Annotated in this window: 16 protein-coding genes; 11 read left to right on the forward strand and 5 right to left on the reverse strand. The window is 68.2% G+C overall.

Annotated features, from left to right (window positions below):
* Positions 1–5: 5 nt before the first annotated feature.
* The 4 genes from OG718_RS50325 to OG718_RS50340 form a co-directional block, all read right to left on the reverse strand.
* Positions 6–605 (reverse strand): flavodoxin family protein, encoded by a 600-nt coding sequence (locus tag OG718_RS50325; RefSeq protein ID WP_143643095.1) that lies wholly within the window; start codon positions 603–605, stop codon positions 6–8.
* Between the two features lie 391 nt (positions 606–996).
* Positions 997–1941 carry an alpha/beta hydrolase gene (locus tag OG718_RS50330; protein ID WP_328847406.1) on the reverse strand — a complete coding sequence of 315 codons (945 nt, stop codon included), beginning with the start codon at positions 1939–1941 and terminating at the stop codon, positions 997–999.
* 300 nt (positions 1942–2241) lie between these two features.
* Entirely contained in the window at positions 2242–4548 is a 2307-nt protein-coding gene (locus OG718_RS50335; protein WP_328847407.1) for a glycoside hydrolase family 3 N-terminal domain-containing protein, read from the reverse strand.
* Between the two features lie 36 nt (positions 4549–4584).
* A complete protein-coding gene (locus tag OG718_RS50340; RefSeq protein ID WP_328847408.1) occupies positions 4585–5610 on the reverse strand; it encodes a LacI family DNA-binding transcriptional regulator in 1026 nt (341 codons plus the stop codon).
* 236 nt (positions 5611–5846) lie between these two features.
* Between OG718_RS50340 and OG718_RS50345 the strand changes: the two genes are divergently transcribed.
* The 5 genes from OG718_RS50345 (at position 5847) to OG718_RS50365 (ending at position 11357) form a co-directional block, all read left to right on the forward strand.
* Positions 5847–7166 (forward strand): extracellular solute-binding protein, encoded by a 1320-nt coding sequence (locus tag OG718_RS50345; protein WP_328847409.1) that lies wholly within the window; start codon positions 5847–5849, stop codon positions 7164–7166.
* 62 nt (positions 7167–7228) lie between these two features.
* Positions 7229–8074 (forward strand): carbohydrate ABC transporter permease, encoded by an 846-nt coding sequence (locus OG718_RS50350; protein ID WP_143643203.1) that lies wholly within the window; start codon positions 7229–7231, stop codon positions 8072–8074.
* Entirely contained in the window at positions 8074–8976 is a 903-nt protein-coding gene (locus tag OG718_RS50355) for a carbohydrate ABC transporter permease (protein WP_143643099.1), read from the forward strand. The genes OG718_RS50350 and OG718_RS50355 overlap by 1 nt, the downstream gene beginning before the upstream one ends.
* Positions 8977–9631: 655 nt before the next feature.
* On the forward strand, positions 9632–10579 hold the full coding sequence (locus OG718_RS50360) for a quinone oxidoreductase family protein (RefSeq protein WP_328847410.1): 948 nt from the start codon (positions 9632–9634) through the stop codon (positions 10577–10579).
* A gap of 199 nt (positions 10580–10778) precedes the next feature.
* Positions 10779–11357, forward strand: a complete 579-nt coding sequence (locus OG718_RS50365; RefSeq protein WP_328847411.1) for a TetR/AcrR family transcriptional regulator — start codon at positions 10779–10781, stop codon at positions 11355–11357.
* Positions 11358–11404: 47 nt separating this feature from the next.
* On the opposite strand, the gene OG718_RS50370 is transcribed toward OG718_RS50365, so the two are convergent.
* On the reverse strand, positions 11405–13105 hold the full coding sequence (locus OG718_RS50370; RefSeq protein WP_328847412.1) for an FAD-dependent monooxygenase: 1701 nt from the start codon (positions 13103–13105) through the stop codon (positions 11405–11407).
* A 172-nt stretch (positions 13106–13277) separates the two neighbouring features.
* On the opposite strand from OG718_RS50370, the gene OG718_RS50375 reads away from it, so the two are divergent.
* The 6 genes from OG718_RS50375 (at position 13278) to OG718_RS50400 (ending at position 18282) form a co-directional block, all read left to right on the forward strand.
* Complete coding sequence (locus tag OG718_RS50375) at positions 13278–13715, forward strand: nuclear transport factor 2 family protein (protein ID WP_143643102.1); 438 nt, start codon at positions 13278–13280, stop codon at positions 13713–13715.
* Between the two features lie 20 nt (positions 13716–13735).
* Positions 13736–14383, forward strand: a complete 648-nt coding sequence (locus tag OG718_RS50380; RefSeq protein ID WP_328847413.1) for a VOC family protein — start codon at positions 13736–13738, stop codon at positions 14381–14383.
* Positions 14380–15219 (forward strand): fumarylacetoacetate hydrolase family protein, encoded by an 840-nt coding sequence (locus tag OG718_RS50385; protein ID WP_328847414.1) that lies wholly within the window; start codon positions 14380–14382, stop codon positions 15217–15219. The genes OG718_RS50380 and OG718_RS50385 overlap by 4 nt, the downstream gene beginning before the upstream one ends.
* A 110-nt stretch (positions 15220–15329) precedes the next feature.
* Positions 15330–16073 (forward strand): methyltransferase domain-containing protein, encoded by a 744-nt coding sequence (locus tag OG718_RS50390; protein ID WP_189845601.1) that lies wholly within the window; start codon positions 15330–15332, stop codon positions 16071–16073.
* Positions 16074–16192: 119 nt separating this feature from the next.
* Entirely contained in the window at positions 16193–17185 is a 993-nt protein-coding gene (locus OG718_RS50395; RefSeq protein WP_186001449.1) for a hypothetical protein, read from the forward strand.
* On the forward strand, positions 17182–18282 hold the full coding sequence (locus OG718_RS50400) for a zinc-dependent alcohol dehydrogenase (RefSeq protein ID WP_328847415.1): 1101 nt from the start codon (positions 17182–17184) through the stop codon (positions 18280–18282). The genes OG718_RS50395 and OG718_RS50400 overlap by 4 nt, the downstream gene beginning before the upstream one ends.
* Positions 18283–18343: the final 61 nt, after the last annotated feature.

The following is an 18343-nucleotide window of genomic DNA, read 5'->3' on the forward strand; positions in this document are numbered from 1 at the left end:
TGTGATCAGGCGGGGAGGGAGGCCCGCCCGGCTCGGAAGATCGCGGCCTGGCGTGCGACGCGCGCCCCCAGGTGCTCCGCGGTGGCGATGTCCGACTTGTGGACCGCTTCCGGACCGGCATCGGTCGGGCTCTGGGCGCCGGCACCCATGAAGAAGCCCAGCCGGTTGATGTCGTCCTCGCTGCCCGTGGTGGAATCCCAGCCCGGCAGCAGACCCAGGCTGATCCAGTGCATGCCGTGCTGGGCGGCCAAGGTGGAGAAATAGCCCAGGGTGGATGACTTGTCACCGCTCTTGGCGCCGGAGTTGGTGAAGCCCGCGGCGAGCTTGTCCACCCAGACATGGGAGAACCAGCGCCTGCTGCTGGCCTCGGCGAACGCGTGGAAGGCCGCGGAGGCGGTACCCATGTACGTGGCGGCACCGAAGATGATTGCGTCGGCGGCGTCCAGCTGCGCCCACTGCTCGTCGGTGATGGTGTCGACGGAAATCGAGACCACCTCGGCGCCGGCCGCCGCTGCGCCGCGCGCCACGGCTTCGGCGACGACGGCTGTGTGGCCGTAGCCCGAATGAAAGGCAATGGCGATCGTGGGGTGGCCGGAACGGGACATGGTGATCGAGCTCCTCGAATTTCTCTGCTCAGTTCGTGACCAAGATTCGCATCGGAAGCGCGCGCTGTGAGGGGGAAGAAAATTTCCCCTGCCTACCGTTCTCCGGGCCGGCGGTTCTCTCGGGCTCCGCAGAAAGGCGCGACCGCGGGAATTGGCCTGCGTGCCGGATACGGGGCGGGCGCGGAGACTGGGTACCTCGACACGACTGGATCCTGGAGGACCGTTTCGGGCTGCCGGCGAGCGGCCAACGGGGCGGCCGGCTGCCTGGTTCTCGACGAGCGCATGACCGACGTCCACGTCGAGGAACCCTGGCCGAGGTCGGCTTGGGCGACCTCGAATCGTGCTGAAGAAATGCCCGGGTCAGTGGTCGTGGTCGAAGGTCACGGTGGTACTAAAGGACAGCGAAGAACTCCACCATCTTGGTGATCGCCTGATCCACGTACTCGGGCACGTCGTACATCGCGATATGAGTCGCACCGTCGACGACGAACAACTCCTTCGGCCCCGTGGAAAGCTCGTAAGCCTGGTCGCTGAACACCTTTGTGTCCGCCTTGCTCCCTGCGATGAGGAGCATCGGTTGGGTCAGCAATTCTGGAATTTGGTCGAACGCCGAGAAGGCGAACATCTTGTCCATGCTGGTCAGCAGGAAGCGGCCCTTGGAATTTGGATGCCGGCCTCGCGGCGTCCGGTAGTAGTCGTATCCTTCACGCAGGAGGTCCGGTGTGTTTTCGTCGATCTCCTCCAGCGTTTCAGGGACGAACGGGGCGTAGAGTGGTGCGCCTCCTCTCGCCTCCGCCGTGCGCTGCTTGGCAACCATTTCCAGCGTTCCGATCTGCTCGGCCACCGGGGACGTATGCCCCAGGAAGCCTCTGGAGCCTTCGCCCATGGGGGCTGCGCTGACGGTGGCTACTGCCTTGAAGCGACGTTCGGTCTGTGCCGCGCTGATGGCATAGCCGCCCCCGGCGCAAATGCCAAAAACTCCCATTCGTTCGGAGTCGACGAACGGAAGAGTGGTAAGGAAGTCGGCTGCGCAGCGGGCGTCCTCCACTCTGGTCGTCGGGTCTTCCAAGAGGCGAGGTTCACCGCCGCTCTCCCCCTGGAATGAGGAGTCGTATACCACGGTGACGAATCCCTGCGCAGCGAGCCTCCTGGCGTAGGATCCGATGGTCTGTTCCTTTACTCCGCCAGCCGGATGAATGCCGACAAGAGCCGGGAATTTCTCGTCTTCCCTGAAGTTGTCCGGCAGGTGAAGGTGTCCAGAAATTTCCACTGCCTTGTTCCTGAAGGAAACAGTCTCGACCATGATTCCTGCCCTTTTCTCGGCTTGGTCCGCCAACCGGGTGATCCTTCCGCCATGATTCGCCGAAGCCGAGATGATGTCTACTCATGGTGAGGGGGAGGAAACTTTCCCCTGGATGTCAATCTCGGGTAAGTGAGTCGCCTCTGAAAGGGAGGCGCGGGCCTCTCGTAGAGAATTGCCGACGGCCTCGATCATGGGCGAGGGACTTCGTCACTCACAGGCGGGCCCGGCAGGGCGGTGGGCTGGTCGGGGGCCGGGGTGCGCAGCCCGGCCTGACCGCCTGTGACGGGGGTGCGAGCCCGGTCGCAGGCGGTCGGAGGCGGATATACCGACGTCTCAGCCGATGCGCGCAGGCGTGTGCAGAACCCTTGCATGTCCGACGCGGCGGGTCGGGCCGGTGAGGTGGAGGGTGCCGGTGAGCCGGATGTCCGTGCTGGAGGTGCCGAGCATGACGGTGATCTCGCCCGGTTCGACGATGCGGTGCAGTTCGGGCCCCGTGTAGGCGAGACGGTCGGCGTGCAGGCGGAAGGCGACCCTGCGCCGCTCGCCGGGGGCGAGGAGGACTCGGGCGAAGCCGGTCAACTGAGTTACTGGCCGGGGTAGTTGGGCGATCGGGTCCGCGGTGTAGAGCTGGACGACTTCGGAGCCTGAGAGGTCGCCGGTGTTGCGGACCAGGCAGCTGATCTCGACCTCGCCGTCGGTGGGTATCTCCTCGGCGCTCAGTTCGAACCCGTCGTAGGCGAAGGCCGTATAGGACAGTCCGTGCCCGAAGGGATAGGCCGGGGTGGGGTCCAGGTTGCTCACGCCCTGGGTGTTGCCGCCGAGCGGGGCGTGCAGGTAGGTGCCGGGCTGGGCGCCCGCCGTCCGCGGGATCTGCACCGGCAGCTTGCCCGACGGATTGATGCGCCCGGAGAGCACTTCGGCAAGGGCGGGGCCGCCCTCCTCGCCGGGAAAGAAGGCCTGGACGACGGCGGCCGCACGGTCGGCGTAGGCGCCGAGCGCGTACGGGCGGCCGGAGACGACGAGAAGGACGACCGGGGTGTCGGTGGCCAGCAGGGCCTCGACGAGTTCGTCCTGGACGCCCGGCAGGGAGAGGTCCTCCGCGTCGCAGCCCTCGCCGGAGGTGCCGAGGCCGAAGAGGGCGGCGCGGTCGCCGACCACGGCGATGCAGACGTCCGCCCGGCGGGCCGCCTCCACCGCCGCGTCGAACCCGCTGCGGTCGATGTCCTTGACTGGGCAGCCCTGTTCGTACGCGATGCGGGTGCCGGGCAGCTCCGTGGCCAGGGCGTCCAGCAGGGTACGGGCCTCGATGCCGTTGTCGTGGCCCGGGTGGTGGGGCAGGACGTGGTTGGGAAAGGAATAGCAGCCGAAGAAGGCGTTGGCGTCGTCGGCGCAGGGGCCGATGAGGGCGATGGAGCCGGTGTCCGCGGCGAGGGGGAGGTTCCCGGCCGGGTTGTCCAGCAGCACGATGCCCTGCTCGGCGAGCTCGCGGGCGATGGCCCGATGGGTGGGAGGGTCGAGATCGATGGGCCCCTCGGGGGCGATGCCGGGGTCGAAGTCGGCGTCCAGCAGCCCCAGTTCGGTCTTCTGGCGCAGCACGCGTCGTACGGCCCGGTCGACGAGGTCCTCGGATACGGCTCCCTCGCGGACGAGTTCGGCGAGGGGTTCGCCGTAGCAGAGGCTGTCGGGGAGTTCCACGTCGATGCCGGCGGTGAGGGCCCGTGCGCCGGCCTCGCCCTCGGTGGCGGCGATGCGGTGCATGGTGCGCAGGAAGGCGATGGACCAGTAGTCGGAGACCACCGTTCCCTCGAATTCCCATTCCTCGCGCAGCAGTTGGGTGAGCAGAGAGGGGTCGGCCCCGGCCGGCATTCCGTCGACATCGGCGTACGAGTTCATGACCGAGCGGGCGCCGCCTTCCCGTATCGCCGTCTCGAACGGCGGCAGGATCACGTCGGCGAACTCTCGCGGGCCCATGGAGACGGGGGCGTGGTTGCGGGCGGCCTTGGAGGCGGAGTAGCCGGCGAAGTGCTTGAGGGTGGCGATGATCCCGGCGCTCTCCAGGCCGCGCACATAGGCGGTACCGGTGGTGGCGACGAGGTAGGGGTCCTCACCGAGGGTCTCCTCGACGCGGCCCCAGCGGTAGTCGCGTACGACGTCGAGGACGGGGGAGAGTCCCTGGTGGACGCCGACTTGGCGCATGCTCGTGCCGATGGCGTTGGCCATGCGTTCGACGAGTTCGGGGTTGAAGGAGGCTGCCCAGGACAGCGGGGTGGGGAAGACGCTCGCGTGGTGGGCGGTGAAACCCGTCAGACACTCCTCGTGGGCGATGGCGGGGATGCCGAGGCGGGTGCTGTCCATCAACTCGCGCTGTAGTGAGGTCAGTTGCCGCGCCCCCTCGCTGGGCTCGACCGGCTTGGTGCCGAACGGGCGGGTGAGGTGGCCGAGTCCGTCCTTCCTGGCCTCCGTGAAGTCGGTGTGTCGGGCGAAGACGTCCTGCATCGGGGCGACGTTGCCGCTGACCCGCTCGACGCCGGGCCAGGCGCTGCCGAGCTGGGCGAGCTTCTCTTCCAGGGTCATCTCCGCGAGCAGGGCCTCGACCCTGTCGTCGCGAGGGCAGGCCGGATCGGCCCAAGGTGTGGTCATGGCGCGTTCCTCGGGGTGGGGTGGGGCGCGGCGGATTCAGGAGTGGGTGGACGGCGGGGCGGTCGAGTCCCGCACCACCAACTGGGTGGCAAGTTCCACCCGGTGGCTGTCCAGGGGCTCGCCGGCGGCGAGGCGGAGCAGGGTGCGCAGCGCGGCACGGCCGATCTCGATGAACGGCTGCCGGACGGTGGTGAGGGCAGGGGCGGAGGTGCGCGCCGCGGCGGTGTCGTCGAAGCCGACGACGCTGACGTCGTCCGGCACCCGCAGACCGTGGACGCGGGCGGCCTCGATGACGCCGAACGCCTCCAGGTCGTTGCCGGCGAACACGGCGGTGGGCGGTTCGTCCAGGGCGAAGAGCTCCAGGGCTGCCTGGTAGGCGGGTTCGAACCGGAAGGCCCCCCGCTTGATGAGCCGGGGATCAGGGCTCAGGCCGGCGCCGGTGAGCGCGGCCTGGTAGCCGTGCAGGCGGGCGGTGTTGCAGACGGCGTCGTGCCGGCCCTCGATCATCGCGATCCGCCGGTGGCCGAGCTTCAGCAGATGCTCGGTCGCCGCCATGCCGCCGCTGAAATTCGTCGCGCCGATGCTCGGCACGCTCTCGTCCGGAACATTCATCGGGTCGATGAGCACGAGCGGGATGTCGTGCTGGGCGAACTGCGCCCGCTGCCGGGCGGTCACCTCGGACGTCACCAGGATGACGCCCTCCCGTCCGGCGTTCGTGATCTTCCGGGCCCAGGCGGCGCCCAGTGGGTCGTCGGGCGCCGTACCGATGACGACATCGACCCCGGCCTCGGCCGCGGCCTCCGTCACCCCCTGTGTGATCACCAGGTTGTTCGGGTTGACCAGCTGGTCGAAGGTGAGGTCGATCGTGCGCACCGGTGACTGCGCACCGCCCGGCCCTCGAGCCACGTAATCGCGCTCGACCAGTAGCCGCTCGATGCGCGCCCGGGTCTCGGGCGAGACGTCACTGCGGCCATTGACCACCTTGGAGACAGTGGCCACGGAGACCCCTGCCGCCTCGGCGATGCCGGTCAGGGTGGTCCGCTCGACGGCTCTCTTCGCCATGCTGGTCCTTTCGCTGCTTTACGGGGAAGGTAGCGCAACGTTTCGCCAGGTTCCAGTGCTGCACGGACTGAAAAAATTACCGCTGCCGACATCTTGACCGGCGACGAACCCGGACCTAATTTGTCGGCCAGAAAACGCAGAGGTTTCGAAAACTTTCGAGCCACCCTCATCGCTTCCGGCTACTCAGACGAGCCGTCCGACGCGATCGAGCCTCTGAAGAGCTGAAGGAGCTCACGATGACCCCGAGAATGCCTTCCCGTGTCCTGATCACCGCCTCGGCGGCCGCTCTCACCATCACCCTGTCCGCCTGTGGCAGCAGTGGCCGCACCGCCGCCGGCGGCAGCGGAGACGGAACATTGGCCTGGGCGCTGACCCAGGGGTCCGAAGCGACCTTCCGGGCCTCGGCCACGGAGTGGAACAAGGAACACCCGGACGCCAAGATCAACTACCAGTACTTCCAGAACGACCCCTTCAAGCAGAAGCTGCGTACCGCCGTCGGCGCCGGCAACGGCCCCGTGCTCTTCGAGAACTGGGGCGGCGGGGGGCTGAAGAGCTACGTGGACGCGGGCAAGGTCGCCGACCTCACCTCCGATCTCGACGCCAGTCCCGAGTGGAAGGACCGCATCTTCCCCTCGGTGCTCAAGTCCACGACCTTCGACGGCAAGGTCTACGGCGTGCCCGTCAACGGCGTGCAGCCCGTGGTTCTGTACTACAACAAGGAGTTGCTCGAAAAGGCCGGCGCCCAGCCGCCGAAGACCTGGGACGACCTGCTCGCGCTCGTGAAGAAGCTCAAGGCCGAGGGCATCGCCCCGATATCGATGGGCGGTGCCTCCAAGTGGCCCGACCTGATGTGGCTGGAGTACCTCGTCGACCGCGTCGGCGGACCCGAGATCTTCGCGAACATCGCCGCCGGCAAGAAGGACGCCTGGTCGGACCCGGCCGTCCTGAAGGCCGCCCAGATGATCGAACAGCTCGTGGACGCGGGCGGCTTCGCAAAGGGCTTCACCTCCGTCTCCGCCGACACCGGCCAGGCCGAGGCCCAGCTGTACACCGGCAAGGCCGCGATGATCCTCCAGGGCAGTTGGGGGTACGGCACCATCAACACCGGTTCGCCGAAGTTCGTCTCCGAGGGCCACCTGGGCTGGACCGGCTTCCCGGCTGTCACCGGTGGCAGGGGCGACGCGACGAACATCGTCGGCAACCCGGCCAACTTCTTCTCCCTGTCATCACAGGCGAGCGCCAAGGAGAAGAAGACGGCGGTGTCGTACCTCAAGGACGGCGTCTACAACGACACCTACGTCGACAACCTCCTCAAGAACGGCGACGTGCCGCCGGTGAAGGATCTGGACGCCAAGCTGAAGGCCACGGACAACGCCGACTGGACGACGTACGTCTACACCCTCGCCCGCGACGCCAAGAGCTTCCAGCTCTCATGGGACCAGGCGCTCACCCCCGAACTCGGCAACGAACTGCTCACCCGCCTCGACCAGCTCTTCCTCGGCCAGATCAGCCCGAAGGAGTTCTGTTCGCAGATGGACAAGGCGGCGGCGAAGTGAGCAGCGCCGACGCCTCCGAGGCGCCACCGCACACGTCCCGGGCAGGCGGTCCGCCCTTCCTCATGGCCCTGCCCGCCCTGCTGCTCTTCGCCCTCTTCGCGCTCGTGCCGATGGCGATCGTCGTCTATCTCAGTTTCACCCGCTGGGACGGACTGGGGAGCCCGGCCTGGGCGGGAACCGACAACTGGCGCGAGGCATTGACCAGTGACGTCACCCGGCACGCCCTGTGGCTCACCGCCAAGATGATGGTGTTCTCATGGGTCGTGCAGACCCCGATCAGCCTCCTGCTGGGCGTCTTCGTCTCCGGCAAGCAGCGCTACCGCGCCCTGCTCGCCGTCTTCTACTTCGTCCCGCTGCTGATCTCCACGGCGGCGATCGCCGTCATCTTCAAGAATCTGCTCGACCCCAACTTCGGACTGGGCGCGGCCCTGGACCTGCCGATCCTCGGCCAGGACTGGCTGGGAGACCCCCAACTCGCCTTCTACGCCGTCGTGTTCGTCATCGCCTGGCAGTTCGTGCCCTTCCATACGCTGCTCTACCAGGCCGGAGCCCGGCAGATCCCGGCATCCCTGTACGAGGCCGCGTCGATCGACGGCGCGGGCAGGCTCAAGCAGTTCTGGCACATCACCCTGCCCCAGCTGCGCTACACCATCGTCACGTCGTCGACGCTGATGGTCGTCGGCTCGCTCACCTACTTCGACCTCGTCTTCGTGCTCACCGGCGGTGGCCCCGGCTACGCCACCCGCATCCTGCCGCTCGACATGTACATCACCGGCTTCCAGAGCAACGAGATGGGCCTCGCCAGCGCCATCTCCGTGGTGCTCGTCCTGGCAGGACTTCTGCTCTCCCTAGCCCTTCTCCGGTTCTCCGGCTTCAACCGGATGCGCAGCCAGCAGGCAGGAATGTGATGTCCGCGCTCTCCCACGCCCCGTCCACCGACTCCCCGGCCCGCCCGACACCGACGACCGCGGGGACACCCGGCCGCCTGGCCCGGCTGCGCGGCACCAACCCTCTGGGTGCCTTCGGCGGCTTGCTCTGGCTGGTGGTCGTCCTCGTCCCGGTCTACTGGGTCGTCGTCACCAGCCTGCGCACCCGCGAGGGCTTCTTCGACGCCAACCCGCTCGCCCTGCCGACCAGTCCCACCCTGGAGAACTACCGCCTGGTCCTGGACAGCGGCTTCACCCACTACCTCCTCAACAGCACCCTGGTCACGGTCGGCGCGACGCTGTTGACCCTCGTGGTGTCGTTCCTGGCCGCGTATGCCGTCGTCCGCGGCACCAGCCGGGCGCTGCGCTGGGCGTTCAGTGTCTTCCTGCTGGGACTCGCCATCCCACTCCAGGCCACGATCATCCCGGTGTACTACCTGATCGCCAAGGCGCAGATGTACGACACCCTGCCCGCGATCGTGCTCCCCTCGGCGGCGTTCGCCATCCCGCTCACAGTGATCATCCTGGTCAACTTCCTGCGCGACATCCCCGACGAGTTGTACGAGTCCATGCGCGCGGACGGCGCGGGCCACTGGCGGATGCTCTGGAGCCTGGCCGTGCCCCTGTCGCGCCCCGCCCTGATCACGGTCACGATCTACGACGCCCTGAACGTCTGGAACGGCTTCCTCTTCCCGCTGATCCTCACCCAGAGCCCCGACAAGCGCGTCCTGCCGCTGTTCGTATGGAGCTTCCAGGGCGAGTTCACGATCAACATCCCGGCGATCCTGGCCGCGGTGGTCCTCTCGACGCTGCCGATCCTCGCCGTCTACATTCTCGGCCGCCGACAGCTCATCGGCGGGCTAACAGCAGGCTTCGGCAAGTGAGGGACCACCCCGCCGAGCGGTGTCGGCCCGCCGACCTCAACCACCGCGAACGCGCAGTCCGCATTCCCATCGTCACCGGCTGGACCAACGAGGGCATCGTCGAATGCCTCCATCTCGCCGAATCCACCTCGTGTCCTGTGCGCCCTGACGAGGCCCTGTCCGGTGAAGTGCCGGGCGGGGCTTGGTCGTTGAGGGGGTCGGCTACGAACCCGATGCGTGCGGTCAACTCGCCGGTGAACGGGCCTGGGGTACGTGGTGATGGATGCAGTCCGGGTTCGTCGGCGGTACTGCTGATTGGGCCACTTGGGCGGCGTCGATCACGTACGGGTCGTACGTGTCCTCAGGCCAGCTAAACGATAAGGTACCTTATAGTTAGTGGGAACCAGCCCCGTGCGGCTCAGCAGGATGCGCTTCCCAGGTCGGCGGCAACGGCGTGCGCCGGAGTGCTGAGCCGCGGCGAAGGTCGTCCGACGATTTTTGGGCCGCCGTTGACCAGGGACTCGGTGACGTCCCCGTCATCGAGCGGACGCTCGCCCTGTTGGCCCAAGCAGGTGTCAAGCACCGAGGAGCCAGCGCACTTATGCGCAGTGCGGCACGGTTGGGAGTGACCACGAGTGGGCGGAATGAATCCTTCGAAACAGAGTTGGCCTCTGACATGAGCAAAGTAGTAGTAGCGAGCGCATACGGCGGTCCCGAGGTCCTGTCGGTGATCGATGTCGCCGTCCCGGATCCCGGGCCGGGGCAGGTGCGCATCGCGGTCCGTGCCGCCGGCGTCAACCCCTTCGATCAGAAGCTGTACAGCGGCGCCTTCGGGACCGATCCGGCGAAGTTGCCCATCCGGCTCGGTGCCGAGGCGGCAGGTGTGGTGACCGCGGTGGGCGCCGATGCGACCGGCCCCGCAGGTCCGGTCGAGGTCGGCGACGAGGTGATCGCCTATCGTGCGCCCGGCGCGTACGCCGCCGAACTCGTCGTCCCTGCCTCCTCGGTGGTGCCGAAGCCCGGAAGCCTGTCCTGGGAGCAGGCCGGCGGCCTGATGGCGGCCGGCGTCACCGCCGTACACGTTCTCGAGGCGATCGGCCTGCGCAAGGACGAGTCGGTGCTGGTGCACGGCGCCGCTGGAGGAGTCGGCCTGATGGCCGTGCAGTTGGCGGTCGCGCGCGGCGCCACCGTCCTCGCAACGGCAAGCGCGGCCAGGCACGACCTGCTTCGCGACCTGGGAGCGATCCCGATCGCATACGGTCCAGGGCTGGCCGACCGGGTACGCGCGGCAGCACCGGAGGGCGTCCACGCGGCGGCCGACCTGGTGGGCACCGACGAGGCGGTGGACATCTCCGTGGAACTCGTGACGGACCGGTCCCGGATCGCCACCATCGCGGGGTTCGAGCGCGGGGCCCAGGCCGGCATCAAGCTCCTCGGCGGCGGGCCCGGCGCAGATCCGGGCACGGCCATCCGTGCCGCCGCCCGCCTGCAACTCACGGAGGCTGCGGAGACAGGGCGACTGCGAGTCCTGATCGCCGGCAGTCACCCGCTCAGCGAAGCCGCTGCCGCCCATCGCCGGATCATGACCGGTCACACCAGTGGAAAAATCGTCCTGGTGCCGTAGCCCGACCAACCGAGACGCCTGTGCCCCTGCCATTGGCAGGGGCACAGCCGTGTTTGCGCCGAAGCGCCATCCCGCGGGCTTCGGACTTGCGCAGACCGTGCCGCGTGTCTCCCGGCGAGAACCCTCCATTGCCGTCAGGCCCTTCAGCTCGCTGGCTACACTCGGTTGAGACGAGCTGAACACATCAGAGGAGCCCGGGATGCCGCGGAACCGCCAACAGATCCCCCGTGAAGAGCGGACAGGTGATCTGCTGGCCGCGGCCACCGAGCTTTTTCTCGCCAAGGGGTACGACAAGACCACGATGGCGGACATCAGCGCCGCCGCCGGGGTGGCCAGGGGCAACGTGTACTGGTACTTCGACTCGAAGGACGACATCTTCGCCGCGGTGATGGACCGGATGCTCAGCCGCGAGATCCGTACCCTCAGTGCGGAGCAGGCGGGCGCCGACCCGCTGAGCCGGCTGGTGCGGGGGCTGTCCGACATGCGCTACTCCCGGCCGCTGCACCAGGCCATGCACGACCGGCTTCCGCATTCGGAGGCGGTCCGGGCCGCCCACAACACCTTCCTGGGCTGGATCGTCGGACTGGTCGACGAGGTCATGGCCGAGCACGGCCTCGACGGCGACCCCGACATCGATGCCACGCTCCTCCGCGACACCGTGGTCACCGTGTTCGAAGGCGCGCACGTGCCCAACGACCGGAACAGACCGGCACACGAGATGCTCCGCTTCCTGATGGAGTCCGTCCTGGCGGGGCGTTCACCGATCAAGAGGGCGTGACCGCTGATCGCGGCGGGTCGGAGTTCCGGCCATGAGAGTTGCGACGGTCAGAGTTGGCGACTGGCGACTCTCGCCGACCCCGTCCGCGTCACCATGACCGAACCCGCGGCCGGATTCCCGGCCTCCGCCCCGCGCAGCCGGTCGAGCACCGCACCGAGGTCGGCCGGAGCCTGCTCGCCCCGCCACCCGACATGCCCGTCGGGGCGGACCAGCACCAGCGGCCTCTCGTAGAGCCTCGCCGCGGCCGGATCGGCGAGGCGCAGCACCGTCAGCGGCACGCCACGATGGTGTGCGGCCTCCACCAGCGCGGACGGGTCGGCCGACCCCGAGACCACGAGCACGAACCCGCGGCCGAAGTGGTCGAGCACCGAGCTGCCGTCGGGCAGCCATGCGTGCGGTGCGCGGCAACCGGGCCAGGTCGACGGGACGTAGTCGTCCGGCTCGTCGGGCGGCTCCGGAGTACCGTCCGGCACGCAGATCGGGGAGCCGCTGTAGCGGTATCCGAGCTGGATGCCCGTGCAGCGGAACTCCTTTCCTCTCGACCGGCGGATCGTCTCGCCCATCTCACCGCGGGCCCCGTCGCCCTCCGCGTCCGCGCGGCCGAGCGTGTCGTCGGGTGCGAGTTGGGAGTCGGACCGCCAGTTGTTCGACGCCTCCGTGACGTTGCGGACGGCGATCGGCCGCCGCTCCGACTCGTAGCTGTCGAGCAGCGTGGAGCCCGCCCAGCCCTGAAGGACCGCGGCGAGCTTCCAGCCGAGGTCGACGGCGTCGCCGATCCCGGTGTTGGCACCGAAGCCTCCCTTGGGCCACAGCAGATGCGCCGAGTCACCCGCGAGGAACACCCGCTCCGCGCGGTAGCTGCGGGCCACGACGCAGTGCCCGCTCCAGGGCTGGGCGGCGAGTATCTCCACGTCGATGGGCGCACCTACGGCTTCCTGCACCCAGGCGACCGCGTCCCCGGGCTCCGGCTCTTGCTCCAGGTAGACCGAGAGCCGCCACTCGTCCACGCCGTTGACCACCGTGATGTACGGCCTGCGTGCCGACGACAGTGTGTGGATCTGCACCGCCGGGCCGCCCAATCGCTCCCGGAGCAGGGCCGGCAGTTGCGGCGCACGGAAGTGCACCGCGAAGTTCTGGCCCTGCGCGAACATGCCCTCGAACTCGATGTCCAGTGCGCGCCGGACACCGCTGCGGCCGCCGTCACAGGCCACGAGGTACGCGCCGGCCAGTGTCTCGGACGCGCCGCTCTCCAGGTCACGCACCACGGCGAGGACACCGTCGGAGTCCTGGTCGAACGTCTCCAGACGCGTGGCGAACCTGATCTCCACCGAGGGCAGGCCTCGCGCCGTCCGTTCGAGCAACGGCAGGAACGAGAACTTGGACAGGAACGCGGGGCCCTCCGGTGTCAGCGGGCCGTACACGCCGGGAGACCGGTTCGTGACCCCGTAGTCGAACTCGGCGAGCACGTGTCCCGTCACTGACGTGGCGAACACCGTGCGGTGCGGATAGTCCGTGGGCGGTGCCGACTCCGCGCGCGCCTCTTCCGCACAGCCCCAGCGCCGAAGGTGTTCCATGGTGCGGGAGAAGATCGCCTCGCCCGCCGGGAAGGGCACGCGGCCGTCACCTTGGTCGATCACCGTCACCGGCACACCGCGCCACCCCAGCTCGATCGCGAGCGAGAGGCCCACGGGGCCCGCCCCGACGACCAGGACACGCCGGGATCCGGCTCTTTCGTTGCGGTCAGACACAGGGGACCTGCCTTCCTGAACACGGGTCGGGTCAGTCGCGACCCAAACTCTTGAACTCGAGTCAGACTCGCATGTTCAGGCAGTTTTGTGGAATAGCAAGATGGATCAGGCATCTGTCGACAGGGTGGCTGCAGTGCTACGCTGACCCCAGTTCAAGAGATAGGAGAACGTCGTGGTGTCTCCGGCTGATCGAAGCGATGATGTGGGCCACTGTCGGGCTCTGGTCGTCAGCTACCACCGCGACATCGACAGTGGCCGGGCCACCGCCGGGATCGGCGCGTTCGCCGCCGACGCCGAGTTCGAGGCACACGGCCGGGTCTTCCGCGGCCGGGACGAGATACTCGGCTTCCTCAAGGCGCGAGAGGCCGACACCGGACGACAGACCGCCCATGTGCTCGCCAACGAGGTCGTCACCGGTCAGGACGACGATGACGACGGAAGTGGCCACAAGCGGGTCGAGTTGCAGGCCATGGTTCTGCTGCACGTCCGGCAACCCGACGGCGCCTATGTCTTGGACCGCGTCCTCACCACCGTTCACCGGTTCCGCCACTCCGGCGGGGAGTGGCGGATCACGCACCGCACCTCGAGGCCGCTGCACCCCAACGTCTGACGGGCAAGGAGTCCCTCACGATGACGACCACCCCCCAGAGCGCTGCCGCCCCCGCGGCCACCGAGACACAAGCCGTCGCGCTGCAGATAGCCGAAGTCGTGCTCAAGACCGGCCGCTACGACGACATGGCCGCCTTCTACACACACGTACTGGGACACGGACCGTTCTACGAGCGGACCCCCGAGCCCGACGCCCCGCCGCGTCCCGCGGGGATGCCCGAGCGAGCGGTCGATGTCCGACTGGGCTTCTTCCGCGTGCACGACGCCCCGCACAGCAGCCAGGTCCTCGCGCTGTTCGGCATCGACAGCCTGATCGGGACCGATGCCTCCGGGCCGGGCCTGCATCACTTCCAGTTCGGTGCCGGCTCGCTCGGTGAACTGGTCACCCAGTTCGAGCACATGGCGTCCATCGGTGCGCGCCCACACCGTGCCGCCAACCACGGCCAGGCCACCAGCTTCTACTACCGCGACCCGGACAGGAACATCGTCGAGTTCTCCTGCGCCAACTTCGCCACCACCGAGGAGGAGGTGGCCTTCATGTCCGGCCCCGCCTTCGCGGCGAACCCCTCCGGCCTGGAGCTCAACCCCGACCGCTTCGTCGCCCGCTACCGCGCCGGTGACCCCCAGGACGAGCTGCTGCGCCTGGACAACCAGGCGGTGGCCCTGTGACCAGGCTCGTCAGCACGGCCAAGGGGATCGGCAGGATGGAGGACGACGGCGAGACCGTGGCCCTCCTCGACCTCGACGCGACCGACCTCGGTGCCGCCCTGCAGTCCGGCCTCGACATCGCGTCCATCGCCACGGCCGTGGTCCGCGACCGGGTACCCCTGGCCCAGGCCCAGCTCGTCGCGCCCGTCCCCAGGCCCTCCAAGATCTGGGCGGTGGGTTACGCCTACGCCGGTCACCGCACGGAGGTGGGGTACGCCGGCACGGCGGAGGATCCGGTCATCTTCCTGAAGGCCCCGTCCTCGGTGATCGGCACGGGAGAGCGGATCCGCCTCCCGAAGGCGGCCCCGGACGAGGTCGACTACGAAGGCGAACTCGCGGTCGTCATCGGCAGGCGCGCGACCGACGTGCCGGAGGCGGACGCGTACTCGTTCGTCGCCGGCTTCACGATCTGCAACGACGTCAGCGCGCGCGATGTCCAGAAGGGACGCGTTCCCGGCCGGGCCGCCAACGTCACCGCGGCCAAGAGCTTCGACACCTTCACCCCCATGGGCCCCGCCCTGGCCACGCTCGACGAGTTCGCCGATCCTGATGACCTGCACCTGCGCACCTGGGTCGCAGGCGAGCTCCGCCAGGACGCGCGTACCTCCCAGCTCATCCACCCGGTTCCCGCGCTCGTCTCGTACCTGTCGCGGCAGACGACCCTCGAACCCGGCGACGTGATAGCCACCGGAACCCCGGCCGGAGTGGGGCACAAACGAGGCCTGTTCCTGCGGTCCGGGGACGAGGTCCGGATCGAGATCGAGGGCATCGGCACCCTCGCGAACACCTGCGCCTGACGCGCGGAGGCCGTCCTGAGGATGCCGGAGCCGTGGCGTCCTGGAAGTCGGCAAAAGTCAATTCTGGCGGCCATCGCAGGTGCGAGGGCCCAGTCGTAGGAGGCAATCAGGTGACCAGCGATCCCAAGAGCAGTTTCGGCGGCGGAAACCCGTGGGACCACATTCAGCCGTGGGACGAGGAGATTTTCGGGAAGGAAGTCCACGACAGCACCCTGCAGAACAAGTGGGGAACCGCCGTGTCGATCGCCGGCGGGCTGCCCTACATCTGGAGGGAACTGGCCCGGCCGATCTCCGAAATCGTCTATGGCCTCCTCGAACTCCGCGCCGGAGACAAGGTCCTGCTCATCGGCGAGGGCATCGCCCCCGCGGGGTGGGTGGAAGACATGCGGGAGATCGTGGGACCGGACGGCGTCGTCGATGAGGTGGAGATCATCCACGAGGGCCGGAAGGCGGTCCTGGGCAAGCTCCCCGGGCGGAACGGCCAGACCGGCTGCTGGCGCTGGGACTACGCCGACTCGAAGGCCGACGAGCAGTACGACTGCGTCGCGGTGCTCCAGGCGACCCAGCACTGCGACGACTGGGAAGAGGCGGCCAGGGACCTGCTGCGCGTGATGAAGCCGGGCCGCCGCATCGTGCTGGCCGAGTCGGTTCTGAAGGGGCCGACGTTCACCGCGCGCATCAACTCCGACGTCCATCTCCGGCAATGGTTCGACAAGCTGTTTCAGCAGGTCTCCGTGGAAGACATTCCCTACTGGTCCGGCGAGGAGGTCCGCGAAGCATTCGGGGACACCGTCGACAGTCCGCAGTTGCTGGAATGGCGCGGAATCGAGATGTTCTGGGGTCGAAAGAAGTAACAGCGCCGGCAGCACCGAAATCGTTCCGAAGAGACCCCGATCCTGCCGAGTTCCGGCAGCGGGATCGGCTGACAACCTGAGCCGCATTGAGCGACGCCACCCCGAATGAGGAGGTTGCCGTGAGTGTCAAAGAGGACCTCATGGTCATGGCATCGGACCAGCCGCTGCAGAGCGTCGTCCGCGACGAGCACCTGCTGCTGGCGCCGCCGCATCCGTCCAAGGTGCCCATGAAACTGTGGGACGAGCAGCCGCCACTGACGGTGGTGCATTACCCGCAGGAGTACCAGGCAGAGGCGTTCGCCCCGCCGCGCGGTGTGTACGAGAACGACGAACTCCGCGTCGAGTGGCAGAAGATGGACGGCCGGCAGCCCTTCTATCACCGCAACTGCGACGTGGACGAGCTCTCCTACCAGATCGCCGGCGAGCGCACCCTGATGACCGAACTCGGCGTGGTCGAGCACCGGCCCGGCGAGTTCTCCCGCATCCCCCGGGGCGTGGCCCACGACAACTACGGCCGCGCCGCAAGCCACCTGCTGTTCTACATCCCCGCGCCGGTCGCCGAGCTGGTGCCGGCCCAGCGTGAGTCCCAGGCGGTGTTCCCTCCCTTTCCCGGCTGGCAGCCCGCCCCGGCCAACGAAGCCGTCAGCTGGAACCTGGGCACACCCGGTCGCGACATCACCATCTTCGGGGTCGACGAACAGCAGCTGCTCGAACATGTTCACAATGACGACCGCCGGCTGCAGGTACTGCGCCCCGAACGTTCCCAGGACACCACCTGGCTGTACGGCACCGACCGCGTCCGCATCGGCCTCGTCAACATCGTGCCCGGCGGTGAACGCCGCTACCGCCGCACCCTCGACGCCGACGAGATCCAGTACCAGGCCAACGGCCACCGCACCCTGATCACCCAGCACGGCCTGGTCGACCTCGAGCCCGGCGACTTCGTGCGCATCCCGCTCGGGATCTCGTACGCCAGTGTCGCGACCGAGGCGGGTGACTATGTCAGCCTGCTCTCGCGCAGCGAGGTTCCGCAGGTCGCCAAGACCTCCCGTACCGCCGACCAGTACTCGCCCGAACGGCTCGCGGCCCTCACCGCGGAGGTCCGCTCATGACCACGATGCTTGCCCTGCGCGCCCATCGTGACGCCAGCACCCTGGTCCTGGAGGACATCCCCGTTCCCGAGCCCGGTCCGATGGACGTCGTCGTGCGGGTCGCCTCCGCCGGCCTGGCCCCGGGGATCATGCGCCTGCTCAAAATGGGCGCGTTCAAGCATCTGCCGACCACCCTCGGCTTCGAGGCCGCCGGCACCATCGCCGCCGTCGGCAACGACGCCACCGGCGTCCGCGTCGGTGACCGGGTCAGGGCGCACACCCTCCTGAACTGCCGCACCTGCATCTACTGCCGTACCGACCGCGACATGATGTGCCCGCAGCAGTCCATGATGGGCTACGCCGCCTTCAACGACTCCTCGATGCCCCTCTACGACGAGTACCACAACGGCGTGCTCGCCGAATACGTACGCATCCCGTACTGGCTGGTCGACCCGCTGCCGGAATCCGTCGGCTTCGACGTCGCCGCCAAGGTTCTCACCATGGGCAACGCGGTACGCGCGCTCAAGTGGGCCGAGCTGCCGATGGGATCCACCGTCGTCGTCACCGCCGCGACCGGTGCCATGGGCACCGCGACGGTCAAGCTCGCGAAGCACTTCGGTGTCGCCGACCTCATCCTCGTCGGCCGCCACAGAGACCGGCTCAAGGCCGTCGCCGGGCTGGCCGGTGGCATCCCGACCAGCGTCGTCGCCCTGGACGAACTCCCCGACGACTGGGCGGCCACCGGCGCGCTCGCCGGCCGGCTGCGTGAACTGGCACCCGGCGGAGCACACGCGGTCCTCGACTACGTTCCCGACGGGCCGGTCACAGGTCAGGCCATGGCCGGGGTCGCGACCGGCGGCGCACTGGTGCACATGGGAGGCAACATGACGCCGCTGCAGCAGTCACCGATGGCACTCATGATGAACATGTGGCGGTTCGTCGGGACCCGCGCCTGTACCCGCAACGACGCGCTGGAAGTCCTGCGCCTGCTGGAGACCGGTGCCCTCACCGCAGACGAGCTCATCACCCATCGGTTCCCGCTCAGCGAAGTGATGGGGGCCGTCGACGCCGTCCAACGCCGCGACGAACCCATGTGGATGCCCGTGATCAATCCCTGATCCTGGGCACGAGTCCGTCATCGTGTGCCGCGAAGCCATCGAGGATCCAGCGAGAGGAAAC

Origin of the sequence: Streptomyces sp. NBC_00258 (assembly GCF_036182465.1) — a bacterium.
In the GTDB taxonomy this organism is placed as follows: domain Bacteria; phylum Actinomycetota; class Actinomycetes; order Streptomycetales; family Streptomycetaceae; genus Streptomyces.